The 24,621-nt window shown below is 38.0% G+C and carries 19 protein-coding genes; 6 read left to right on the top strand and 13 right to left on the bottom strand.

Annotated elements, in window-relative coordinates; all coding sequences use genetic code 11:
* Positions 1-3 precede the first annotated feature (3 nt).
* Positions 4-441: a putative signal transducing protein gene (locus AC04QZ_RS20030; protein WP_478359201.1), complete on the top strand. Its 438-nt coding sequence runs from the start codon at positions 4-6 to the stop codon at positions 439-441.
* Between the two features lie 883 nt (positions 442-1,324).
* Here the strand turns inward: AC04QZ_RS20030 and AC04QZ_RS20025 are convergent.
* The 5 genes from AC04QZ_RS20025 to AC04QZ_RS20005 all read right to left on the bottom strand — a co-directional run bounded on the left by AC04QZ_RS20025 (position 1,325) and on the right by AC04QZ_RS20005 (position 9,054).
* Positions 1,325-1,852, bottom strand: coding sequence for a DUF3575 domain-containing protein (locus AC04QZ_RS20025; RefSeq protein ID WP_086547668.1), 528 nt, complete (start codon positions 1,850-1,852; stop codon positions 1,325-1,327).
* Between the two features lie 142 nt (positions 1,853-1,994).
* Positions 1,995-4,274 (bottom strand): aconitate hydratase, encoded by a 2,280-nt coding sequence (locus tag AC04QZ_RS20020; protein ID WP_478359200.1) that lies wholly within the window; start codon positions 4,272-4,274, stop codon positions 1,995-1,997.
* Positions 4,275-4,468: 194 nt separating this feature from the next.
* The gene (locus AC04QZ_RS20015; RefSeq protein WP_478359199.1) at positions 4,469-7,234 is read right to left on the bottom strand and encodes a bifunctional aconitate hydratase 2/2-methylisocitrate dehydratase; all 2,766 of its coding nucleotides are present in this window, start codon (positions 7,232-7,234) and stop codon (positions 4,469-4,471) included.
* Between the two features lie 349 nt (positions 7,235-7,583).
* Positions 7,584-8,210, bottom strand: coding sequence for a hypothetical protein (locus AC04QZ_RS20010; RefSeq protein ID WP_478359198.1), 627 nt, complete (start codon positions 8,208-8,210; stop codon positions 7,584-7,586).
* 166 nt (positions 8,211-8,376) lie between these two features.
* On the bottom strand, positions 8,377-9,054 hold the full coding sequence (locus AC04QZ_RS20005) for a polysaccharide deacetylase family protein (protein WP_478359197.1): 678 nt from the start codon (positions 9,052-9,054) through the stop codon (positions 8,377-8,379).
* 20 nt (positions 9,055-9,074) lie between these two features.
* Between AC04QZ_RS20005 and AC04QZ_RS20000 the strand changes: the two genes are divergently transcribed.
* The 4 genes from AC04QZ_RS20000 to AC04QZ_RS19985 all read left to right on the top strand — a co-directional run bounded on the left by AC04QZ_RS20000 (position 9,075) and on the right by AC04QZ_RS19985 (position 14,094).
* Positions 9,075-10,487: a TolC family protein gene (locus AC04QZ_RS20000; protein ID WP_478359196.1), complete on the top strand. Its 1,413-nt coding sequence runs from the start codon at positions 9,075-9,077 to the stop codon at positions 10,485-10,487.
* A gap of 91 nt (positions 10,488-10,578) precedes the next feature.
* Positions 10,579-11,919 (top strand): efflux RND transporter periplasmic adaptor subunit, encoded by a 1,341-nt coding sequence (locus tag AC04QZ_RS19995; protein WP_478359195.1) that lies wholly within the window; start codon positions 10,579-10,581, stop codon positions 11,917-11,919.
* A 230-nt stretch (positions 11,920-12,149) separates the two neighbouring features.
* Entirely contained in the window at positions 12,150-13,151 is a 1,002-nt protein-coding gene (locus AC04QZ_RS19990) for an NAD(P)H-dependent glycerol-3-phosphate dehydrogenase (protein ID WP_478359194.1), read from the top strand.
* Positions 13,152-13,749: 598 nt separating this feature from the next.
* Positions 13,750-14,094, top strand: coding sequence for a hypothetical protein (locus AC04QZ_RS19985; protein ID WP_086547662.1), 345 nt, complete (start codon positions 13,750-13,752; stop codon positions 14,092-14,094).
* 63 nt (positions 14,095-14,157) lie between these two features.
* Here AC04QZ_RS19985 and rimO read toward each other — a convergent pair whose 3' ends face one another.
* The 6 genes from rimO to rpmB all read right to left on the bottom strand — a co-directional run bounded on the left by rimO (position 14,158) and on the right by rpmB (position 17,804).
* The gene (gene rimO / locus AC04QZ_RS19980; protein ID WP_478359193.1) at positions 14,158-15,489 is read right to left on the bottom strand and encodes a 30S ribosomal protein S12 methylthiotransferase RimO; all 1,332 of its coding nucleotides are present in this window, start codon (positions 15,487-15,489) and stop codon (positions 14,158-14,160) included.
* 102 nt (positions 15,490-15,591) lie between these two features.
* Positions 15,592-15,966, bottom strand: a complete 375-nt coding sequence (locus AC04QZ_RS19975) for a GxxExxY protein (RefSeq protein WP_478359192.1) — start codon at positions 15,964-15,966, stop codon at positions 15,592-15,594.
* 86 nt (positions 15,967-16,052) lie between these two features.
* Entirely contained in the window at positions 16,053-17,015 is a 963-nt protein-coding gene (gene ftsY, locus AC04QZ_RS19970; RefSeq protein WP_086547660.1) for a signal recognition particle-docking protein FtsY, read from the bottom strand.
* 85 nt (positions 17,016-17,100) lie between these two features.
* Positions 17,101-17,256 (bottom strand): DUF4295 domain-containing protein, encoded by a 156-nt coding sequence (locus tag AC04QZ_RS19965; protein WP_010599808.1) that lies wholly within the window; start codon positions 17,254-17,256, stop codon positions 17,101-17,103.
* 87 nt (positions 17,257-17,343) lie between these two features.
* Positions 17,344-17,526 (bottom strand): 50S ribosomal protein L33, encoded by a 183-nt coding sequence (rpmG, locus tag AC04QZ_RS19960; RefSeq protein WP_010599807.1) that lies wholly within the window; start codon positions 17,524-17,526, stop codon positions 17,344-17,346.
* 44 nt (positions 17,527-17,570) lie between these two features.
* Positions 17,571-17,804: a 50S ribosomal protein L28 gene (gene rpmB, locus AC04QZ_RS19955; protein WP_025145121.1), complete on the bottom strand. Its 234-nt coding sequence runs from the start codon at positions 17,802-17,804 to the stop codon at positions 17,571-17,573.
* Positions 17,805-18,106: 302 nt separating this feature from the next.
* On the opposite strand from rpmB, the gene acs reads away from it, so the two are divergent.
* Positions 18,107-20,002 carry an acetate--CoA ligase gene (gene acs / locus AC04QZ_RS19950; RefSeq protein ID WP_086547659.1) on the top strand — a complete coding sequence of 632 codons (1,896 nt, stop codon included), beginning with the start codon at positions 18,107-18,109 and terminating at the stop codon, positions 20,000-20,002.
* Between the two features lie 62 nt (positions 20,003-20,064).
* Here the strand turns inward: acs and AC04QZ_RS19945 are convergent, their stop codons facing one another.
* Entirely contained in the window at positions 20,065-21,432 is a 1,368-nt protein-coding gene (locus AC04QZ_RS19945) for a RagB/SusD family nutrient uptake outer membrane protein (RefSeq protein WP_478359191.1), read from the bottom strand.
* 12 nt (positions 21,433-21,444) lie between these two features.
* Positions 21,445-24,453, bottom strand: coding sequence for a SusC/RagA family TonB-linked outer membrane protein (locus AC04QZ_RS19940; protein WP_478359190.1), 3,009 nt, complete (start codon positions 24,451-24,453; stop codon positions 21,445-21,447).
* Positions 24,454-24,621 lie beyond the last annotated feature (168 nt).

The following is a 24,621-nucleotide window of genomic DNA, read 5'->3' as shown; positions in this document are numbered from 1 at the left end:
TTTATGAACGATAGAACAGTAGTTTACAGCACCTATTATAATCCGATGGAGGCCAATATTATTAAGGCTAAATTGGAAGACAGTGGATTTGCCTGCTTCCTGGCCGATGAAAATGTGGCCACGTTAAATCCACTTTACAATCAGGCTATTGGTGGTGTAAAACTTATTGTTTTTGAAAGAGATGTGGCGGCCATTAATGCTTTATTGGCCGAAGACCATAGTTTAGGCTTTGATTCATCGGAGGACATTATTGAAGAGGATGAATCAGGAGATAATAAAACGCTTTGTGAGAAATGTGGTTCGACCAATGTGGGGTATGGAATGGCTACAGATAAAAAATATAGCATTTGGGCAACTGTACTTGCTTTTTTAACTTTAACGACGCCGATTAAGGCCAATAAGTGCCACCACTGTTATGATTGTGGTTATGAGTTTGAATAGTTCCAAAAGCATAATGCAATTATTTACAACATCATTTGAAGCGCAAGGCCGGTAGCAGCTATTAAAGTCTGTTCCCGTGCTCCGCTATATCCTTTCGCTGCGCTTCAGGGATGCCGCTGTGCCCGGGGCTAGTTACCCGATGACTGCAAAAATTAGGCAAAATTTTCTTCAATATTGTACTTGTGCTTTTAATGCACAGGCTTTGTTCAATAAACCTTATTGTAGCGCTTATTCTTTTTGTTGCACAACCAAAAACAATTCACTTAGCAGCACAAAAAGATAAAAGCGGAAAGAAGGACTACCCAAACCGACAGGCAATGAAGCCGATTTTCAACAAAAATAAAGATTTTCTTTTGAAGCGCAAGGCCAGTAGCAGCTATTAAGGCTTGCTCCCGTGCTCCGCTGTATCCTTTCGCTGTGCTTCAGGGATGCCGCTGTGCCCGGGGCTAGTTACCCGATGACTGCAAAAATTAGGCAAAATTTTCTTCAATAGTGTACTTGTGCTTTTAATGCACAGGCCTTTGTTTAATAAACCTTATTGAAGCGCTTATCCTTTTTGTTGCACAACCAAAAACAATTCACTCACCAACACAAAAAGATAAAAGCGGAAAGAAGGACTACTGGAACCGACAGGGAATGAAGCCGATTTTCAACAAAAAACAAAGATTTTCGTTTCAAGCGCAAGGCCAGTAGCAGCTATTAAAGTCTGTTCCCGTGCTCCGCTGTATCCTTGCGCTACACTTCAGGGATGCCGCTACGTCCGGGGCTATAGAGTTCATGTACTGCAAGGGAATTAACATCTCTATCCAGACTTTGTCCCTTCTAAAATAAAAAATCCCGTCCTGACTTAACAGTACGGGATTTTTTTTAAAAGAATATCTAATTAAAAGCCGAAACCTAAAGCAATACCAGTACGAAGTCCGAAACCTTCAATACCGCCTTTAATATCAGGTTCATTGTTGCCTTGTGTAGCTTTATAATTTCCATTATTATAACTTGGACCAAAGAAAATATCCAATACAAAACCACTGCCATATACCCATTGGCGTCCGATTAATGCACCGCCACCAAATGAATTATAATTTCCTTTATCAGTACCATCGGTAACCGTATAATCCTGGTATCTCAGGAAAGGAGCTGCATACAAGCCGCTAATTGCTTTTTGTTTCAAGTAGAAGCGAACTTCTGGTGTAATGGCAACACCGGTAAATTTAACATCATCCAGTTTTAAACCGGTATAGGCTACACCCAGTTGTAAAGAAACGCCATCGTTCAATTTACGTTCATAAAATACAGAACCTGTTTTTAGTAACGCACTTAAAGGGTTGATTTTGATTGTGTTTTGGGCATCCTGTGCTTTTGCACAAAAGAAAGTCATGGCCGTAATGGCACAAAGAAAGAGCTTTTTCATTAATTTGATTAGTTTATTTTACTGGCAAAAATAGAACTAATATGGTAGTTTCCAAATAAAAAAATCCCGTTCTGATTTAACACAACGGGATTGATATTTTGGCTTTAGACTTAGGACTAAAGACTATGTACTTACAAGACGATTAAAGCGCAGCTTTCGCAGCAGCCTCAGCCCGAATAATATTGAGTGCACCACCCGCTTTAAACCAATCAATTTGTTGTGCATTATAACTGTGGTTAACCGGGAACGACTCTTGCGTACCATCTGCATGGTGTAACACTAAGGTTAATGGCTGGTCTGGTGTAAATTCTGTTAAGCCTAAGATATCGATGGTATCATCTTCTAAAATTTTATCGTAATCATCTTTATCAGCAAAAGTTAACCCTAACATGCCTTGTTTCTTCAGGTTGGTTTCGTGGATACGGGCAAAAGATTTTACCAATACAGCACGAACACCTAAATGACGGGGCTCCATAGCAGCATGCTCACGAGATGAACCTTCGCCATAGTTTTCGTCACCAACAACGATAGATCCCAAACCTGCCGCTTTGTAATCGCGTTGGGTTGCTGGAACCGGACCATACTCGCCAGTTAATTCATTTTTAACGTTATCGGTTTTATCGTTGAAGTAATTTACTGCACCAATAAGCATGTTGTTAGAAATGTTATCTAAGTGACCACGGAATTTTAACCATGGACCAGCCATCGAGATATGATCTGTTGTACATTTACCTTTAGCTTTGATTAAAAGTTTCAAACCTTTTAGGTCAGTACCTTCCCAAGGGGTAAATGGATCTAATAATTGTAAACGGTGTGAAGTTGGAGAAACCAAAACCTGAACGGACGAACCATCTGCTGCCGGTGCCTGATAACCTGCATCTTCTACCGCGAAACCTTTTGTTGGCAACTCAAAACCAGTAGGTGGATCTAATTTAACCTGTTCGCCTTTGTCGTTGGTTAATGTATCAGTTAATGGATTAAAGCCTAAATTACCTGAAATGGCAATTGCGGCAACCATTTCTGGTGAAGCCACGAAAGCGAAAGTATTAGGGTTACCGTCCGCACGTTTAGCAAAGTTTCTGTTAAACGAGTGTACAATGGTATTTTTTTCTGCTTTTTCTGCACCTGTACGGTCCCACATTCCAATACATGGTCCGCAGGCATTTGTGAAAATGGTTGCATTTAAATCTTCGAAAGTTTTTAAGAAACCATCGCGATCTGCAGTATAACGTACTTGCTCAGAACCCGGGTTAATGCCAAAGTCAGCTTTAGTTACCAATCCTTTTGCAATGGCCTGGTTAGCGATAGAAGCCGCTCTTGATAAATCCTCGTAAGAAGAATTGGTACAAGAACCAATTAAACCCCATTCTACCTTTAGAGGCCAGCCATTTTTCTCTGCCTCCACTTTCATTTGTGAAACCGGAGTAGCTAAATCTGGCGTAAAAGGACCGTTTAAATAAGGCTCTAAAGTATCTAAATCGATCTCAATCACCTGATCAAAATAGTTTTCAGGGTCAGCATAAACTTCCGCATCACCTGTTAAATATGCGGCAATTTTGTTGGCTTCATCAGCAACTTCATTTCTGCCGGTAGCACGTAAATAACGTTCCATGCTTTCATCATATCCGAAAGTAGAAGTAGTGGCACCAATTTCGGCACCCATGTTACAAATGGTGCCTTTACCGGTACAGCTCATTGAAGTTGCGCCATCGCCAAAATATTCTACAATTGCACCGGTACCACCTTTTACGGTAAGGATACCCGCAACTTTAAGAATTACATCTTTGGCAGCGGTCCAGCCGTTTAATTTTCCTGTTAATTTTACACCGATTAATTTAGGGAATTTAAGCTCCCAGGGTAAACCGGCCATTACATCACAGGCATCAGCACCACCCACACCAATGGCAACCATACCCAAACCACCTGCATTTACAGTGTGCGAGTCAGTTCCGATCATCATTCCACCCGGGAAAGCATAATTTTCTAAAACAACCTGGTGAATAATACCTGCTCCTGGTTTCCAGAAACCGATACCGTATTTATTCGAAACAGAAGATAAGAAATCAAAAACTTCGGCACTTTCGGTTTTGGCATGAGGTAAATCTATAGCAGCACCTTCTTTAGCTGTAATCAAGTGATCGCAGTGAACCGTAGAAGGCACAGCCACCTGTGGGCGGCCAGCCTGCATAAATTGCAATAATGCCATTTGCGCAGTTGCATCCTGCATCGCAACACGATCTGGTGCAAAATCTACGTAGTCAGAGCCACGTTTAAATGCCGTTTTAGGATCTCCATCCCAAAGGTGCGCATACAATATTTTTTCAGATAATGTTAAAGGTCTGCCAACTACTTTACGCGCAGCCTCAACGCGGCTGCCAAAGTTTGCATAAACCTTTTTAATCATGTCTATATCAAAAGCCATACTTTATTTTTTTAAAATTATTGTCAATAACAACACTAACTAAATTAAACAATTTTTAATAGACTTATTTTTAAGATTTGTCAAATTATGTTATTTAAAACCATTCTATCCAATTGTTAGTGTAAATAAAAAGGCTATCTTATTATCGGATAGCCTTCATGCTTTATTAACAATAAAATATGTTTATTTGTTTCTTATTGTTTTGTAGAAATAGGGGTAAACTTAGTTAAGTTAATACCTTCTACCGCTACTTTATATTCTTCAATACTTGGGATACGTCCTAAAATAGCAGAAAGAACCACTACCGGCGTAGATGCTAATAAAGACTCACCTTTTTTACCGTCTTTATCTTCTACCACACGGCCCTGGAATAAACGTGTAGATGTAGCCATTACCGTGTCGCCTTTAGCCGCTTTCTCCTGGTTACCCATGCAAAGGTTACAACCCGGACGTTCTAAGTACATGATATTCTCATATTCTGTACGTGCTGCGCTTTTTGGTAAGGCATCGCTAAATTCAAATCCAGAGTATTTCTGTAAATATTCCCAGTCGCCTTCTGCTTTCAATTCATCGATGATATTGTAAGTAGGGGCTGCAACTACCAGTGGCGCTTTAAACTCTACTTTGCCGGTTTGAGTTTCTACGTTTTTCAACATCTGAGAAACGATTTTCAAGTCATCTTTATGCACCATGCAAGAACCTACGAAGCCAAGATCTACTTTTTTATCGCCACCATAAAAAGTTAAGTCTCTGATGGTGTCATGCGTATAACGTTTAGAAACATCTGCGTTATTCACATCCGGGTCGGCAATCATTGGTTCTTCAATTAGATCCAAATCGATTACAACTTCAGCATAATATTTGGCATTGTCATCTGGCATTAAAGCTGGTTTAATACCGGTTTTAATTTCCTCAATACGTTTGTTTGCTTTATTGATTAAACCTTGTAGAACCTGGTTATGGTTATCCATACCTTTATCTATCATGATTTGAATACGATTTTTAGCAATTTCTAACGATTGGATTAAAGTATCGTCCTGAGAAATACAGATAGATGCTTTTGCTTTCATCTCTGCTGTCCAGTCGGTAAAGGTAAAAGCCTGATCAGCTAATAAAGTTCCAATATGCACTTCGATAATACGACCCTGGAATACGTTTTCACCATCAAACTGCTGTAACATTTGCAATTGTGTCGCATGTACCACATCACGGAAATCCATGTGTTCTTTCATCAGTCCTTTGAAGGTTACTTTTACTGACTCAGGAATTGGCATAGAAGCCTCACCAGTTGCCAGTGCTAAGGCCACCGTACCCGAATCTGCACCGAAAGCTACCCCTTTAGACATACGCGTATGCGAGTCGCCACCGATGATAATCGCCCACTCATCAATCGTAATGTCGTTCAATACTTTGTGAATAACATCGGTCATGGAATGATATTCGCCTTTAGGGTCGCGGGCAGTAATCACGCCGAAGTCATTCATAAACTTCATCAGTTTAGGGATATTTGCCTGTGCTTTTTTATCCCACACAGATGCGGTATGGCAACCAGATTGATAGGCTCCATCAACAATTGGAGAAATAACTGTAGCAGCCATTGCCTCTAATTCCTGAGCGGTCATTAAACCTGTTGTATCTTGAGAGCCAACAATGTTCACTTCAACACGAACGTCAGAGCCGGCGTGTAAAACTTTGCCTTGTGTTAAACCTACTGCATTTCTGTTGAAGATTTTTTCTACCGCCGTTAAACCCTGGCCTTCAAAAGATACCTCTTTAGCTGGAGCGAATACTGAAGAAGCTTCGATACCTAAAGTTTTTGCTGCAAAAGTTTGGATTTTTTTACCAAAAACGATGGCGTAAGAACCACCCGCTTTCATAAATTCCATTTTTTGCGGCGTTAAGGCTTTTGAAATATCGATCAGCTCTTGTTCGCCATTGTATAATTTTTTAGTTTTTGTATTGATGGTGAGCACTGTTCCCGTTTCTACAGAAAATCTTTGCTCTAAAATGGGTTCGTCTTTTTCGTTACGGATAACATTCCCGTTCTCATCCGTTTTCTTTACCCAGTTTTGAAGATCGATACCTATACCACCAGTTACATCAACTGTTGTTAAGAAAATTGGCGAAATGCCATTGGTACCTCCTACAATCGGAGCGATATTTACAAACGGAACATATGGACTAGATCGTTTGCCCGTCCAAAGTGCCACGTTGTTAACGCCCGACATACGAGAAGAACCTACACCCATGGTGCCTTTTTCAGCTACCAACATTACGCTTTTATCAGGGTGTTGAGCCTGCAATGCTTTAATTTCTTCCTGAGCCTCTGGCGTAATCATACATTTACCATGTAATTCACGGTCAGAACGGGAGTGTGCCTGGTTACCTGGCGACAATAAATCTGTAGAAATATCGCCAATACCAGCGATAAAAGTTACCACTTTGATTTCTTCTGCTACTTCAGGAAGTTTGGTGAAGAATTCGGCCTTAGCATAACTCTCTAATATTTCTTTCGCAATTTCATTACCGTTGTTATAAGCATCTTTCAAACGATCTGTATCTGCATCGTACAAGTAAACTTGTGTTTTGAGAACATCTGCCGCTTTTTTAGCCTTATCGCCATTATCTGCCAAAGCGATGTCTAACAAAACTTTGATAGAAGGACCGCCCTTCATGTGGGATAACAATTCGAAAGCAAAATCAGGTGTGATTTCTGCAACAATAACTTCAGCCAGAATAATTTCTTTTAAGAACTGTGCTTTAACAGCAGCTGCGGCAGTGGTGCCTGGCAGGGTGTTGTATATGAAAAAGTTAACAGCTTCTTCTCTGTTTATGTTGTTTACATTTTTGATTTGAGTAATAATTTCACTCAATAATTCTGCTCCATCAATAGGTTTAGGGTGAAGACCTTGAGCTTTTCTGTCTTCAATCTCCTGGATATAATCGTTATAAATACTCATCTTAGATATTTTATTCTTTTTGCTATAAGATTGTGCTACAAACACCCGCTTTTTACAAAAAAGAATACTGTTTTGTATATTAATTTGCGTTTATTGAACCCATAAGGCTCAATTTTTTGGTTAAAACAAAAATAGCAAAAAACAACCCTTAAATGCAATTTAGGCAGGCGATTGCGTAATTTGGAATTGTTCTAAACTACGAAAAAAGATGTGAATTGAAGGTCATAAAAACGTATAGATGATGAAAAAAATATCGGCTGGATTTATACTGATAAATGTGTGTAGGCGCTAATTATTTCAAGGTCTTGCCAGCGGAAAAGCTTATTTTCAATTTAAGCATATTGTACTTTTAATCATAACAGGTATTGTCATCAACATCATAGAAAAAAACCAGGCTTTTAGCTTTGTAATTACCTAAAGTATCAATGCTAACCTTAAAAGGTTCTGTTCTCACGGTACACTTATGAAATTTTACCAGATAGAATTCATAACCATTTTTAACTTTTTTATACGAACTGCCAATAGCTCTTGTATAATCGACCGATAAATTATGGATATCTGCAATGAGCAAAGCTTCTTCTATGCTATCAATCTTGCCTATAAATTTGATCAATTGTGCTTCTTCGGTAACCAATTTTAAGTGATTATGATCTGCATAAGCAATATAAAAATAGCCTTGCCACATTTTGTATAAGAAGCCTAATTTAGGGTCGTCAAATTTATTGTTCATCAGGTAAGAAATGTCGCCCTTTCCGGTGATGATTTCCGTATTGGTATTTGGATTATGGAAATATCCCTGCCGAATACACGCCCAATATTGATAATCTTTATCCGGTCGTATCGCCCTAATAAGATCTTCGGTTATATTCAGTCCGGGCGGGATTTTTTCAAAACCTTGTTCAACGTTTCCATTGCATGATAACAATAGTAAAGTAAGAATAAAAAGATAATATCTTGCTGACAGTTTATGGAACATGTTACGCTTTTAACTGATGATGGATAATAACAGGCTTTTCCATAACCGTTCGTTATCGGACAAATTTGTGCGGTTTTGAACAGTTGTTTATTTTTATTTATCTTAATATTTTGATTGTCAGGTTTTTATTTGTTGATAAGAGCCTTGGCATAGGATTGGCTAAGGACTACAATGTTGAAAACGTAAAACCTCTTTCAGTAAAATAAGCCAATACTTTGGGAAGTGCGTAAGATAAACGATCGAATGCTTTTAAACTATCGTGAAATACAATTATAGAACCATTTTCGGTATGTTTAATCACATTTTGATAACATTTTTCGGGCGAAAGCTTAGTGTCGAAATCGCCGCTGAGTACATCCCACATTACGATGTTCAGTCCTGAGTCGATGGTCTTTAGTCCTAAGTCAGATTTTTGATTTTGAAATACGGTCTTCGGGCTACGGACTACGGACTTCAGACTTTTAATCTGGCTTTTCCTAATTCTGCCGTAAGGTGGGCGGAAAAGATTAGTTTGCGTGAGTTCCTGGCATTTTAGCGTATTTTGAAGGTAGGTTTCATTATCGGTTTTCCAGCCTTTTAAATGATTGAAAGTATGGTTGCCAATGGCATGTCCGTCGTTTTTTACACGTTCAAAAACTTCGGGGTGTTTTACAATATTATCGCCGATGCAAAAAAATGTAGCTTTAGCATTAAAGACTTTTAAAGTTTTTAATACAAAATCTGTAACATTGGGTATAGGTCCATCGTCAAAGGTCAAATAAATAACTTTTTCGGTGCGGGATTTATTCCATAATAGTGATGGATAATACCATTTTAGCAGAAGCGGTGATTTGATCAGGTACATTTTAGCTACAAAGTTACTAAATGCCTGTACAGATTGAAATTATTAAAGTTGTTTATATAGATTTGAAACAAATTATGAAGATGTTTACCAAGAAGAAGTTAGTTACCGGTTTTACTTTTGTTGCTGCGCTCGGTTTTGTCAATATTGTCAATGCCCAACAAGTAATTACCATTCAACAAGCTGTTGAAAATACCTTAAAAAATAACTTAACCATTAAACAAGCCCAATTCAGCGCTGCTATATCTGAGGAAAACCTAACACAATCAAAATATGCGCTTTATCCTAATTTAAATGCAAGTGTAAGTCCTAATTTAACATTTGGGCGTGGTTTGGATCAAACAACTTTTCAGGTTACCAATCAAACATCGCTATATACCAGTGGTAATTTGAGTACAAACGTTGATTTATTTCAGGGTTTTACCAAAATAAACCAGATCAGGCAGAATAAAATTCTTTTAGATGCCGATAAAAGTAATATTGAAAAGGTTAAAAACGATTTAATTTTAAATGTTGTTAATGCCTACCTACAGGTATTATATAATGCCGATCTGGAACGTGCTTCTAAAGAACAATTGGAGATTGCCAGAAAAACCTTAACCCGGGAGAATGCCTTGCTTGATGCGGGTAATAAAACATTGGCTGATGTTTCTCAGGCTAAATCTCAGGCAGCTACTGCAGAACTTAACTTAACGAATGCACAAAACGCACTTTCCATTTCCTATTTAACATTAGGACAGTTAATGGAAATGCAACCCAGCCAAAAATTTGTAGTACAGGCACCATTAATTGACAACATTAAAACTACATCAACAACGGTAAGCGCCGAAGAAATTTATAACAATGCATTGAATATTTTTCCTGACATTAAGCTGGCCAGTTTAAGATCGCTGGCTGCCAAGCAGGCTATCGCTGTGGCCAAAGGCGCATATTCGCCTTCACTAAGCCTGGGTGCGGGATTAAATACTTCTTATTCTTATCAGTTTAACTATAATGGATTAACCCCTCAGGCTTCATTTGCAGATCAGATAGATCAAAGATTAGGTCAAAGTATCGGTTTGAGTCTTCAAATTCCTATTTTTAATGGATTTTCTGCCCGCTCGAGTGTACGAAAAGCCAAAATTACTTACCAGAATAATTTAGTTCAGGAACAATTGGCTAAAAATAACCTGAATAAAGTTATTTTTCAGGCTACAACAGATTTAAAAGCAGCTGAAAGCCGCTATGCTTCTACACAAAATGCTTTTAATGCACAAAAAGATGCTTTTTACGTAGTTGAACAGCGCTATAATGTAGGCCTGGTAAACTCATTAGATTATAGCACAGCCCAAACCAACAGAAACAAGGCTGAAATAGATTTTATACAAGCTAAATATGACCTTATTTTTAGGGCTAAGGTAATTGATTATTATTTAGGTAAACAAATTACTTTCTAAGGTTAAAACACAGAAAGAACAGGGTGCAAATTAAACGTTTCAACCTGACAACATGATAACTTTAATACAAACAAACGAAATACAATAAATTATGAAACTGAAGCATATTATTATTACCGTAGTTGCTATCGTAGCCCTTCTAGTGATACTAAAACTAGCCGGAGTTATTGGTGGTGATAAGACCGAAAAAGTAACTACAGAAAAAGCGTCAGATAAAACTGTGGTTGAAACCGTAACCGCAAGTGGTAAAATACAGCCGGAAACAGAAGTTAAATTAAGCTCTGAGGTATCGGGAGAGGTAGTAGAGTTAAAAGTAAAAGAGGGCGATATTGTTAAAGCCGGTCAATTGCTTTGTAAAGTGCGTCCGGATGTTTTACAATCAGGATATGAAAGAACGGTAGCTAGTTTCAATGCTCAAAAAGCAAGTGTGGCTTCCGCTCAACAACAACTGGTACAAAACCAGGCTAACTTTGTAAACGCAGATGCTACTTATAAACGTAATGTTGAACTGTTTAATAAAAAAGTGATCTCGGCATCCGAATTCGATGCAGCTAAAGCCGCATATTTAACAGCAAAAGCAAATTTAGCCAGTGCGAAAGAAAGCGTAATAGGTGCTAAATTTACTTTAGAACAAACCGGCGCAAACGTTAAAGAAGCAGGGGCAAACCTGGCTAAAACGACTATTTATGCACCGGTTGATGGGGTAGTTTCAAAGTTATCAATCGAATTGGGCGATCGTATTTTAGGAACTTCGCAAATGGCAGGTACAGAAATTATGCGTATTTCTAACCTATCATCAATGGAAGTTAACGTTGATGTTAACGAAAATGATATTACCCGTGTTAAAGTTGGCGATAAAGCTTCGATAGAGGTTGATGCTTTTTCTGATAAAAAATTTAGAGGCGAGGTAACTGAAATTGCAAGTTCATCAACAGCAGTGGGTACCGCCGTATCTACCTCAGTAGATCAGGTAACCAATTTCTCTGTAAAAATTAGAATTACCGAAGAATTAGCTGGCAAACAACAATCGATCTTCCGTCCGGGAATGTCGGCGACTGTTGATATCGAAAGCGAATCGTTAACTGGTTTGGCCATTCCAATCCAGGCGGTATTTACTGATAATGCAAAATCTGCCGATGCCAGCCAAAACCAGGGTAACCAGGCAAACACTGATAAGCAAAAATCTAAATTAACCGATAAAAAGGTGAAGCAGTATATTTATGCTTACGATGCTAAAACCAAAAAAGTTAAAAAAACAGAGGTAACCACAGGTATCCAAAACGATCAGTTCATCATCGTAAAATCTGGTGTTAAAACTGGCGAAGAAATTGTAACAGGTCCTTACTCAGCGATCCAAAACAAATTAAAGGACGGAATGGTTGTAGAAAAAACATCTAAAGACCAGTTGTTTAACAAAGACGCTAAGAAGTAGCCTTTTGAGGTATAAGGTTAAAGGTGTGAGGTGTAGGGTATTGCCTATCCGCCTCACACTTTTTAGTGTAAATATCTATAAGAAATAGTAACTTGCGGGCTTGAGACGTAAGATTTTAGGTATGAGATATGTTTCTCGAGTCTAAATATTACACCTTTTACCTTAAGCTTTAGTACGTAGGCCATAATAACCTTATGCCTTTTACCTTAAGCCTTATACCTCTTTAAAATATGGTACCTAAAATAGCAATGATAGGGGGCGGGAGCTGGGCGACTGCCATTGTAAAAATGCTTGCAGATAATTTAGCCGAAAAGGAAATTTTTTGGTGGATGCGTAATGAAGCTGCTATAGCGCATATTAAAAAATTTAAGCACAATCCAAATTATATTAGTTCTGTTGAAATTAAACTTACGCAAGAGAACAATATATCCTCTGATATCAATGCCATTATCAATTCAGCTGAATTTGTAATTTTAAATGTTCCGGCAGCATTTCTCAAAGAAACTTTATCTACCATTACCGCAGAAGATTTAAAGGGGAAGAAGATTGTTTCTGCCATTAAAGGAATTGTTCCTGAAGATAACCTGATTATTGGGGAATTTCTGCATAAAAATTATGGTATTCCTTATCATGATATTCTGGTGGTGAGTGGTCCGTGCCATGCCGAAGAGGTGGCGTTGGAAAAACTATCATACTTAACCATCGCCTGTACCGATGTAGAAAAAGCCGCTACATTTGCTTCATTTTTAAATACCCGTTATATTAAAACAAATGTATCGGATGATATCTTCGGGACAGAATATGCGGCAGTTTTAAAAAATATATATGCTGTTGCCAGTGGGATTTGTCACGGCATAGGTTATGGCGATAACTTTCAGGCGGTATTGATCAGTAATGCGATCCGTGAAATTAAACGTTTTGTAGATGCGGTTCATCCCATCGACCGCGATATTAAGGAATCTGCCTATCTGGGCGATTTACTGGTAACCGCTTATTCGCAATTTAGCCGTAACCGTACCTTTGGTAATATGATAGGGAAGGGCTATACCGTAAAATCTGCTCAGCTGGAAATGAATATGATTGCTGAGGGTTATTATGCAGTGAAATGCATGCACATCAAAAACCAGGCATACCATGTAGATATGCCAATTTGTAAGGCGGTACATAGCATTATCTACGAAAACCATTCGCCGCATATCGAAATGAAATTACTGGCCGAGAAATTAAACTAATGTGATGTTCAGCATTAAAAGGGCATATAATCTCCCGCAAATTTTGCGGAAAAGCGCTGATTTATAATTTTAATTTGCATTAATTTGTGTGATCAGCGGGAAATTCACACTAAAAGCAGTAGGTATATTCACATTTGCCGTGTCTTATAAAGCAATCTTTATTTTTTATTGAAAAGCAGGTTCAATTGCTTTTCGGTTCGGGACAGTCCTTCTTTCCGCTTTTATCTTTTTGTGCTGGTTAGTGGAGGTTTTTTTGGTTGTGCAACAAAAAGGATAAGCGCTACAATAAGGTTTATTGAACAAAGGCATGTGTATTAAAAGCACAAATATTCTTCGAAAGGAAATTTCTGTCCTTGTTTTTTTGCAGTACCCTGGTAACTAGCCCCGGGCGCAGCGGCATCCCTGAAGCGCAGCGAAAGGATACAGCGAAGCACGGGAACAGACTTTAATAGTTAACTTTGGCCTTGCGCTTCAAAAAAATATTTTCTTATCTCAATCCTGCTCTCGCTTTTTAAGAATAAGATTTCTTTAATATGATGTAGCTATAAAACAAAACCAGCAGATTACCTGTTATCATTTAAATAAAAATATAGCTGTCATGAAAAAGAAATTAGTAATGGGTTTATTAACGCTGGCCTTGTTTGGAGGTGTAGCTTTAAACGTAAATGCTCAAGAAAAGAAAAAAACTGAAGTAGGTAAAGCATTAGATCATACCGGAAAAGCAATTAGCAAAGGTGCTAAATCTGTAGGTAATAAAACTGCAGAAGTAGCGGTAAAAGGCAGTTCGAAAGTTGCTGATAAAACCTGGAAAGGCAAAATGGCACCAGATGGATCTGATGTTTATATCAATGCAAAAAATGAAAAATATTATGTGAACTCGAAAGGTGCTAAAATTTGGTTAAAAGCTAGTCAGATTAAAAACAGACCTGAACCTAAAAAATAACAACATAAAAAAATCCGATGAATAACTCATCGGATTTTTTTATGCAGAATTTTATATATTTTTCTAAATTATGGTTCCGTACAAATCGAAATCTTCAGCCCGGTCGATTTTTACATTTACAAAACTTCCGTTAGCTGCGTAACCGGTTGCGGCATCAATTAAAACTTCGTTATCAACCTCGGGCGAATCAAATTCGGTTCTTCCAACAAAGAAATCACCTTCTTTTTTATCTACCAGTACTTTAAAGGTTTTGCCTACTTTTTCCTGGTTAATATCGAAGGAAATACCTTGCTGAATTTCCATAATATCATCTACACGTTGTTGTTTTACTTCGTCAGGGATATCATCCACTAAAGTATGTGCGTGTGTTTTTTCTTCGTGAGAGTAGGTAAAGCAGCCTAGGCGGTCGAATTTGGTTTCGGCAACCCATTCTTTCATTTCTTCAAAATCGCGTTCGGTTTCGCCAGGGAAGCCACAAATTAAAGTAGTACGCATGGCAATGTTTGGTACCTTATCCCTAATCTGATTGACTAAATCGATGGTTTTTTGTTTAGTCGTACCACGGCGCATCGATTTTAGCATATTATCTGTAATGTGCTGTAAGGGCATGTCCAGGTATTTGCAGATATTGTCGCGTTCGTTCATGGCATCCAATATTTCCATCGGGAAACCAGAAGGGTAGGCGTATTGCAAACGGATCCATTCGATTCCGGGAACATCCGATAAACGACGCATCAACTCATCTAACTTACGTACACCATAAAGGTCTAAGCCGTAATAAGTAAGATCCTGAGCAATTAAAATTAATTCTTTTGTGCCGTTTTTGGCCAATATTTTAGCTTCGTTAACCAATTCTTCCATTGGTTTACTCAAGTGTTTACCACGCATTAAGGGAATGGCACAGAAAGAGCAAGGACGGTTACAGCCTTCGGCAATTTTGAAATAGGCAAAATGAGAAGGGGTGGTTAGCAAACGCTCGCCGATGAGCTCATGTTTGTAATTGGCGCCTAACTCATGTAATATATTTTGCAGATCGTTGGTGCCGAAAAAGGCATCAACGTTTGTGATTTCTGATTCCAGTTCTGGTTTGTAGCGTTCAGATAAACAACCTGTAACCACTACTTTGCCAATTTTACCGGCTTCTTTCAGCTCGCTGAACTGAAGAATAGTGTCAATTGATTCTTGTTTGGCATTATCGATAAAACCGCAGGTATTAATTACAACGATATCATCTTTACCCATCTTGTCTGATTCGTGCACAACATTTAAATTGTTGCCACGCAATTGCCCCATCAATACTTCCGAATCGTATATGTTCTTTGAACAACCTAATGTAATAACATTAATTTTAGGTTGCTTAATTGCGCTTTTACTTCTTACTATTTTGGTATTCATATTATTGTGTGATTTCACCGATTACTGATGATATCATTTTATTTAGGAATTAATCTTATAATCGATTAAATTGATTAAGGGTGATTACACCAATATATTTTGTTAAACAGATAACCGTTTTACTTCGCAACTTGTGTTGCCAAAGTTAATCAATAATCCTGTTTTAATTTTGCTGGCTTTTAAGTAAGATATAAGTTGACTTTGAAACAACTTAGGCTGATGCCCTGTTACTGATTTTAATTCTACAATTACCTTATCTTCAACAAAGAGATCACATCTGAACTTTCCAACAATAACGTTCTCAAATACAACATTAAATTCTTTTTCTGCAATGTAGTTTAAACCTGCTTGTTGGAGTTTTATTTTTAAAGCGTTCACATAAATTTTCTCTAAAAAGCCTGGCCCCAACTGCGTATGGACATTGTAGCAACAACCAATTATAATTCCTGTAAGTTCATGATTTTCATGTTCTTCCATAACTGAAATTAATAAAAATCCATGTAATCCAATTATCTGTGTAATCAACCACGAAGTGAATCTTCAATGGAATCAGTCACGAAGTGCTACTTAAACAAACTATTCACAAACTCTTTTTTATCAAAAAGCTGTAAGTCGCCAATTTTTTCTCCTACACCAATATATTTAACAGGAATTCTAAACTGATCTGATATGCCGATTACGACACCACCTTTAGCTGTACCATCTAATTTGGTAATGGCCAGTGCATTCACATCTGTCGCTTCGGTAAACTGTTTGCACTGTTCAAAGGCGTTTTGTCCCGTTGAGGCATCCAATACCAATAAAATTTCGTGCGGTGCGCCTGGTACAACCTTTTGCATCACCTGTTTAATTTTACCCAGCTCGTTCATTAAGCCGATTTTGTTGTGTAGACGGCCGGCCGTATCGATAATCACTACATCTTCACCATTAGCAACAGCAGACTGTAAGGTATCAAAAGCAACTGAAGCAGGATCAGAACCCATTGCTTGTGCCACGACCCTCACGCCAACGCGTTCGCCCCAAAGCTTAATCTGATCAACAGCTGCAGCTCTAAAAGTATCGGCAGCGCCTAATACTACTTTAAGTCCCGATTCTTTAAGTTTATGTGCCAGTTTGCCAATAGTAGTTGTTTTACCAACACCATTTACGCCAACCACCATAATTACATATGGTTTATGGTCGCCATATTCGAACTGACGGAAATCGTTACTATTGTTTTCAGATAAAAGCAACTGGATCTCGTCGCGGAGAATAAAGTTAAGCTCAGAAGTGTTTAGGTATTTATCTTTGGCAACACGTTCTTCGATACGTTTGATAATTTTTAATGTCGTACTTACGCCAACATCAGAAGTAACCAAAACTTCTTCAAGATTATCGAGCACTTCATCATCAACAGAAGATTTTCCTGCTACAGCTTTGGTAATTTTATTAAAGAAACCGTCTTTGGTTTTCTCTAAACCTTTATCCAGTGCTTCCTGAGCTTCAGGTGCAGTTTCTTTCTTTTTGAAAAAATCGAATAAACCCATATCTAAATTTTTATATAACAAAAAAAGCCCTTCCGGTTAAAACGGAACGGCCTTTAATATCTTTTAATATTAAAAAATATTAACCTTATTTAGATGCAATAGCATCTTTTACGTGGTCGTTATGTACGATAAGTTCTTTGAATGAGTAAGCACCGGTTTTTGGTGATTTTACCATTGTAATTACTTTCGAATATTCTTTACCTGTACCTGTTTTAAGGGTTGCAACTACTTTCTTTGCCATGTTCTTATAAAATTTAATGATTGAATGATAGATGGATAGAATGGGGGGAATGTATACCCTAAACCTTCTACCTTTACACCATCAATCTTATTTAATCTCTTTATGTACGGTTACTTTTCTCAATACTGGATTGAATTTTTTTAATTCTAATCTTTCAGTAGTGTTTTTACGGTTTTTGGTAGAAATATATCTAGACATACCTGGCATGCCACTTTCTTTATGTTCAGTACATTCTAAAATAACCTGAACTCTGTTACCTTTTTTTGCCATTTTAATATAAATTGAAAACTGTTAATCTCAACAGTTAATGTTTTTTACAAAAATCCTTTTTTTACGAAACGGTTAATTGCTTCGCTAATGCCCACTTTATTGATGGTTTTAATCGCTGAAGTAGAAACTTTCAACGTAATCCAACGGTTTTCTTCAGGAATATAAAATTTCTGAAGTTGTAGGTTTGGGTAAAATTTGCGTTTGGTTTTAACGTTTGAGTGAGAAACGTTGTTACCTACCATTGCTTTTTTTCCTGTTAAATCACAAACTCTTGACATGACTTGTAAATATAGTTGTTAATATCGTCCGCTTAATTTTTTTAAGAGTGTGCAAATATCTGAATAATAATTGTAAACGGCAATAGCCTAGCTAATTATTTTTTATAATTATTATTTACCCGCGGTAAAGGTTATGTAATGTTTATTAATGCCGAATATGAATTTCTTCTTATATTAAGCTATATTAAAAATAAATATTTCTGATCAAACGTTTGATATTCATTTTGATACGATTAAGCTATTTCTCCTTATGATTATTTATTTAAATTAGCCCCCACTAATCCAAAATATAAGAACGAGCAATGCAAATTACATCTTTTAAGCAGTACGAAGAAGATTATAAGAAAAGCGTAGAAAACCCAGAGCAGTTTTGGGGTGAAGTAGCGCAAAACTTTCAATGGCGTAAACCCTGGTTTAAGGTATTATCGTGGAATTTTAACGAACCAAATATCAAGTGGTTCGAAGGGGCAAAACTTAACATCACCGAAAATTGTTTAGACCGCCACTTAGCTACCAATGGAGATAAACCTGCTATTGTTTGGGAACCTAATAATCCTGAAGAAGAAAGTGTGACTTATACTTATAAAATGTTGCACGAACGCGTTTGTCGTTTTGCCAATGTTTTAAAACGTAACGGTGCTAAAAAAGGCGATCGTATTTGTATTTATATGCCAATGGTGCCCGAACTGGCTATCGCTGTATTGGCCTGCGCCAGAATTGGTGCGGTACACTCGGTTATTTTTGGCGGATTTTCGGCAAAATCTATTGCTGACCGGATTAACGATTCGAAATGTAAAGTGGTGATTACTGCCGACGGATCTTACCGCGGTAATAAACAGATTCCTTTAAAAGATGTAATTGATGATGCATTAATTGGTTGCCCAACGGTAGAAAAATGTATCGTATTAACCCATATCCGTACCCCTGTTTCGATGCTGAAAGGCAGAGATGTGTGGTGGGAAGACGAGGTTAAACACGTAAACGATATTTGTGAAGCCGAAGAAATGGATGCAGAGGATATGCTGTTCATTCTCTATACTTCTGGCTCTACCGGTAAACCTAAAGGTGTGGTGCATACCTGCGGCGGTTATATGGTTTATGCAGGTTATACCTTTTCGAATGTGTTTAATTACCAGCCTGGAGAAGTTTATTTTTGTACAGCCGATATTGGCTGGATTACAGGCCACTCGTATATTGTTTATGGGCCGCTTTCGCAAGGGGCAACATCTGTATTGTTCGAAGGAATCCCAACCTACCCAACGCCTTCTCGCTTTTGGGATATTGTAGAAAAACATAAAGTAAATACCTTATATACAGCGCCTACCGCTATTCGCTCTTTAATGAGTTATGGTGATGATCCGCTTAACGGTAAAGATTTAAGTTCAATCCGTGTTTTAGGTTCTGTAGGAGAACCAATTAACGAAGAGGCCTGGCATTGGTTCGACGAAAAAATCGGCCACGGTAAAGCGCCTATTGTCGATACCTGGTGGCAAACCGAAACTGGGGGGATCATGATTTCACCTATTGCTACGGTAACCCCAACCAAACCTAGTTTTGCTACCCTGCCATTGCCGGGTATCCAGCCAATTTTGGTTGATGAAAATGGTAATGAAATTGAAGGAAACGGCGTAATGGGAAATCTTTGTATCAAATTCCCTTGGCCAGGTATGTTGCGTACCACTTATGGCGATCATGAGCGTTGCAAACAAACTTATTTCTCTACCTACGATAATTTATATTTTACCGGTGATGGTTGTTTGCGCGATGAGGATGGTTATTATCGGATTACCGGTCGTGTTGATGATGTATTAAATGTTTCTGGACATAGAATTGGTACCGCCGAGGTAGAAAATGCGATTAATATGCACGCTGGTGTGGTAGAAAGTGCAGTGGTGGGTTATCCGCACGATGTAAAAGGTCAGGGTATCTATGCTTTTGTAATTTATCCGGAAATGCACGGAGAAGCCGAATTATCTAAAAAAGATATTTTACAAACGGTTACCCGTGTAATTGGTGCGATAGCAAAACCTGATAAAATATTGTTTGTTTCTGGTTTACCAAAAACACGTTCAGGCAAAATTATGCGTAGAATTCTACGCAAGATTGCTGAAGGGGATACCAGTAATTTAGGCGATACCTCTACACTGCTTGATCCGGGAGTGGTTGAAGAAATTATAGCTGCTGCGAAAAAGCTTTAACAATAATTTTAAATAAACAAATGGCCCCGGTTTTTCGGGGCCATTTTTGTTATCTGCTATTCCTAGTAACCTGGGTTTTGAACCAAGGCTTTATTCACATTTATTTCACGATCTGGAATTGGGAAAACCAATTTAGGATCGTCATAAGCAAAGGTTCCGATAGAACGTTTGGTACGTTTATAGTCATGAAGTCTAAAACCTTCATAATCTAATTCCTTTTCGCGTTCATTTAAGATAATGGCCAGTGTTGGAACAACATTTCCTAATCCAGCCCTTGTTCTTAAAGTATTGATGTCGCTGGCCGGCGTAGCACCAATGCTTGTTCCCAATCTAAAATTGCACTCAGCGCGTATTAAATATTGTTCAGTAATTCTACAAACAGGAATATTATCATAAAAGCTGTACCATTTTTTGGTGAAAAAACCAGTTCTGGCACCAGTACCCTCATAAATCATTTCTGTTTGTCTTTTGTCACCTGTTTCGAACGAATTATAAAAAGTGGTATTAACAAGTGCATCAGCTCTTCCGACATCTCCACCTGTACTGTTTTGATAACTGGCATAAAAAGTGGCTAATCCATCGTTTGATGTTCCTGCATTACTTTGTTCATTCTGCCGAATTTCGAAAATTCCCTCGCTGGAATTCTTTGTTCTAAACGGTGCTTCAAGTGAATTTGTAATTAATGTATACGGACTATTAGTGATGATATCGTTAGCCATATCCCTTGCTAAATTGTATTTACCCTCCTGTAAATACACCCTTGCCAGAAATGCTTTAGCAGCATATTGATCATTAACCGTCGCTAATTTAGTGATGGCAGATTTCAAATCGTTTTCTACTGCCGTGTACACTTCTACAACGCTATTCCTTGCGACTGAATTAGTTACATCATTTATGGTCTTAACCGCTTTTGTGATAATTGGAACGCCTAAGTTTGTATTGGCTCCAGATGCATCGTAAGGTAAAGCATACAATCTTACCAGTTCGAAATGCATAATGCCTCTAATAAATAGCGCTTTGCCTTCTATTACACTTTTGGTATCTGCATCACTTACTACATTTAGTGACGAAAGCACAATGTTGGCGGTGTTAATTGCGCTATAAGCTGTTGTCCACGTGCGGGTTACATCGGCATTATTCGATACAATTGTTTTGTCTGAAATGTCGCCGTAAGTAGAAAAACTGCCCCGCCAGGTTAGGTAATTATTATTTGCATAAAGGTCTGGCAAAAAGACAAGATTTGTTCCGTATAAGTCGCCAGTAGCCAAAAAGGTATAGGCTCCTGTTAATGCATTTTGAACATCTGCTGTTGTATTTAATGCCACTCCGGCATCTATATTCTGTTTAGGATCTATTTCTAATTGTTTTTTACAGCTAGATACGCTTAAAACAAGAAGAATTGCAGCTAATATATTTTTATAATTTTTCATATTCTAATGTTTTTATAAGCCAATGTTTAAACCGAAAGTAATGGTTCTTGCTTGTGGTGGGGTATAAAAATCGTGACCGAGTTGAATGTTATCAGACTGGAGAGAGCCGCCACTTGGGGTATTCACCTCCGGATCATAACCTTTATAGCCGGTTATGGTAAATAGGTTAAGTGCAGATGCATATATCCTTACATTTTGTAATTTATATTTATTTATAAAGGATTTGGGGATGTTATAGCCAAAGGTTACACTTTTTATCCTCAAATAAGATCCATCCTGAATCCACCTTGATGAGGGACCAGTTCCATTTGAATCACCAAATCTTGGTTGCGGAATATTGGTGATCGTATTTGTAGGTGTCCAGTAATTTAGCTGATCAATAGTTTGGTTATCAAAATAATCGCCATTTGCTGATTGAAAAACACCTGCCATGTTATAAATCTCATTACCAGAAACAAATTGAGCCTGAACATCCAGATCAAAGTTTTTGTATGAAAAATGGTTTCCTAAACCACCAAAGAACTTAGGGTTAGGGTCGCCTAGCTTTTGGTTTTGTGCAGCGGCATAATCATTAGTCGTTGCTGTTCTTGATGCATCAACATAATAAAGTGCATCGCCATTAGCTACATCTACACCTGCATACGCTTTCCCATAAAAGTAGCCCAATGGCTCTCCAACAGCAATTCTACCCAAAAATCTTCCTCCAGGATAAATAGGTTGGTCATCAACCAAACGTAAAACCTTATTTCTGTTAAGTGAGATATTAAAAGAGGTAGACCATTTAAACTCCCCGACAAAATTTCTGGTATTTAAGGAGAATTCAAATCCCTTGTTTTGCATATCGCCAATGTTCCTCGTAATGGATGAAAAACCATTTGTGGCGGCAATTGGTGCATTTAGCAATAAATCTGTTGTTTTCTTTTTATAATATTCAACTGTGCCTGAAATCCGGTCTGAGAATAAGCCAAAATCTAAACCTATGTTATAATTGGTTGTGTTTTCCCAGCTTAAATTTGGGTCTCCTAACTGGCTCGGACGTGTACCGCCAACGCCAGCATAATTAACACCCCGATATAAATTTCTAGAGGCAAAATCGCCAATTTCTGCATTACCCGTTAAGCCATAACTTCCTCTAAGTTTTAGTAAACTTAACCAGCTACTTGATTTTAGAAACTGTTCCTGGTTAATAATCCAGCCTGCAGAAACAGCCGGGAAGGTCCCATACCTGTTATTGACACCAAACCTCGATGATCCATCTGTTCTTATCGAAGCGCTTAATAAGTATTTCTCTTCGTATTTGTAATTTACCCTGGCCAGATAGGAAACAAAAGTGTGCCTTGTTTCTGAAGAGGTACCAGCAGAAATGATCGCTGCGCTGGCAATTTTGGTAAAATTGTCAGATGGTAATGTGGTTCCCGTTACAGATGAGAACCTGAATTTAGTATCTTGATAGGCGAAACCAGCCAACACGTTCAGGTTATGTTTTTCGTTAAAGGTTTTGGTATAATTAAGGGTATTATTCGTGTTGAAATTGATTGATTTGGCCATATAATCTGTAGAAGAACCTCCTGTGCTACCACCGTCTTGTGTTTTTGAGCCTAAAAACTGTTCTTCTTCTAAATTATTGAAATCAAAGCCGTACTCACTTCTAAAAACCAAATCTGGTGTGATTTTTAAACTTGCATAAGCATTGGCAAAAGTTCTGTAGGTGGTTGACAGATTTTTACCATTTTCATAATCGATTAAACTGTTATAATAAACGGTAGATCCATTCAGTTGACCTGATGCATCGCGCACGGGCTGAATAGGTGGCAAAGCATTTAATTGTAATGGATTAGAGAAGGCATTATCAGTAGGAATACGGTAGTTATCTACTTTAGAGATGTTAACTGATCCTCCAACATCTAAAATTTTCGAAACTGTATGGTCTAAACTTAACCGGCCACCAGTACGTACATAACGGTTGCTAACTATAATTCCATCATTATTGTTATAGTTTCCAGATAGCATAAATCTGGTTTTTGCATCACCACCATTAATATTCAAGTTGTATTGTTGGGTATGTCCTTTTCTAAAAGCTTCATTTACCCAATTGGTATTGCTGTTACCGGTCCAATCATCTGTACCCGTATAATCCTTCCACATTTCTGCTGCATTGGCATAGTCCCCATCATCATAGTTATTATATTTAAAAGACGCATCTAATAATTGACGGTATTGATCAGCATTTAAAAATTCCCCCTTTTTGGTTGGATCGCTGAAGCCAGCATAATATCCAAAATCGATATTGGTTCTTCCTTGCTTGCCTTTTTTAGTGGTAATCAGCACAACCCCGTTTGATCCTCTGGCACCATAAATTGCTGCAGATGCTGCATCTTTTAAAACCTCCATCGATTCTATATCATCAGGACTAATGGCCGCAAGCGGGTTATCGGCCTCAGTATAAGTTCCCAATGCTTCACTTACAATAGGAACGCCATCAATAACGAATAAGGGTTGATTACTTGCCGAAATGGAAGAAATACCTCTCACCCGAATTTGAAGTGCCTGACCGAGTTTACCACTACTAGAGTTGATAAATACGCCAGGTGCTTTACCTTGTAAAGCACTTTCGATGGTTGTTAAAGGTTTATCTTTTAGGTCGGCTGCAGTAACTTTCGCTATTGATCCCGTTACATCTCTTCTGTTTTGGGTACCATAACCCACCACAACCACATCAGATAAGGTATTGTTTTCCTCTTCCAGATTTACATTGATGTTTTGTCCGCTAATGGGTACCTCTTTGGTCTTAAAACCGATAAAGCTAAAAACGATTGTTTTGGCATCTTCCGAAACCGTTAATTTAAAAGCTCCGGTGGCATCGCTCTGTGTACCGGTTGATGGCGAGCCTTTTACAAATACGCTAACGCCAGGAATGGGTCCTGAGGCCGACGTTACTTTCCCGCTAATTACCTTGCCTTGTGCGAAAGCAAATGAAATTACACTGAGAGATAAAATCATACATAAGAGTAGTTTTTTCATCAAATTGTTAGTTTAGTTAATAATGTTTATTCATTCATAGAAATGATACTCTTAATGTAATTAAAAATATGTAAAAAACCATGTGTGTCAGGACAAAATGAGCCCATTGTTTGGTTTAATGTGCTTAAATCAAAACAAATAGTGGCGAAAACTGTTAATAGATATAGA

The organism is Pedobacter folensis (assembly GCF_056490665.1).
The sequence above is the reverse complement of the archived record's forward strand: the minus strand, read 5'-3'. Positions and strand labels throughout refer to the sequence as shown.

Bases quoted from the DNA above. Each gene is read 5' to 3' on its own strand.
- AC04QZ_RS20030 (WP_478359201.1), top strand. From the start codon at position 4: ATGAACGATAGAACAGTAGTTTACAGCACCTATTATAATCCGATGGAG.
- AC04QZ_RS20025 (WP_086547668.1), bottom strand. From the start codon at position 1,852: ATGAAAAAGCTCTTTCTTTGTGCCATTACGGCCATGACTTTCTTTTGT.
- AC04QZ_RS20020 (WP_478359200.1), bottom strand. From the start codon at position 4,274: ATGGCTTTTGATATAGACATGATTAAAAAGGTTTATGCAAACTTTGGC.
- AC04QZ_RS20015 (WP_478359199.1), bottom strand. From the start codon at position 7,234: ATGAGTATTTATAACGATTATATCCAGGAGATTGAAGACAGAAAAGCT.
- AC04QZ_RS20010 (WP_478359198.1), bottom strand. From the start codon at position 8,210: ATGTTCCATAAACTGTCAGCAAGATATTATCTTTTTATTCTTACTTTA.
- AC04QZ_RS20005 (WP_478359197.1), bottom strand. From the start codon at position 9,054: ATGTACCTGATCAAATCACCGCTTCTGCTAAAATGGTATTATCCATCA.
- AC04QZ_RS20000 (WP_478359196.1), top strand. From the start codon at position 9,075: ATGCCTGTACAGATTGAAATTATTAAAGTTGTTTATATAGATTTGAAA.
- AC04QZ_RS19995 (WP_478359195.1), top strand. From the start codon at position 10,579: ATGAAACTGAAGCATATTATTATTACCGTAGTTGCTATCGTAGCCCTT.
- AC04QZ_RS19990 (WP_478359194.1), top strand. From the start codon at position 12,150: ATGGTACCTAAAATAGCAATGATAGGGGGCGGGAGCTGGGCGACTGCC.
- AC04QZ_RS19985 (WP_086547662.1), top strand. From the start codon at position 13,750: ATGAAAAAGAAATTAGTAATGGGTTTATTAACGCTGGCCTTGTTTGGA.
- rimO (WP_478359193.1), bottom strand. From the start codon at position 15,489: ATGAATACCAAAATAGTAAGAAGTAAAAGCGCAATTAAGCAACCTAAA.
- AC04QZ_RS19975 (WP_478359192.1), bottom strand. From the start codon at position 15,966: ATGGAAGAACATGAAAATCATGAACTTACAGGAATTATAATTGGTTGT.
- ftsY (WP_086547660.1), bottom strand. From the start codon at position 17,015: ATGGGTTTATTCGATTTTTTCAAAAAGAAAGAAACTGCACCTGAAGCT.
- AC04QZ_RS19965 (WP_010599808.1), bottom strand. From the start codon at position 17,256: ATGGCAAAGAAAGTAGTTGCAACCCTTAAAACAGGTACAGGTAAAGAA.
- rpmG (WP_010599807.1), bottom strand. From the start codon at position 17,526: ATGGCAAAAAAAGGTAACAGAGTTCAGGTTATTTTAGAATGTACTGAA.
- rpmB (WP_025145121.1), bottom strand. From the start codon at position 17,804: ATGTCAAGAGTTTGTGATTTAACAGGAAAAAAAGCAATGGTAGGTAAC.
- acs (WP_086547659.1), top strand. From the start codon at position 18,107: ATGCAAATTACATCTTTTAAGCAGTACGAAGAAGATTATAAGAAAAGC.
- AC04QZ_RS19945 (WP_478359191.1), bottom strand. From the start codon at position 21,432: ATGAAAAATTATAAAAATATATTAGCTGCAATTCTTCTTGTTTTAAGC.
- AC04QZ_RS19940 (WP_478359190.1), bottom strand. From the start codon at position 24,453: ATGAAAAAACTACTCTTATGTATGATTTTATCTCTCAGTGTAATTTCA.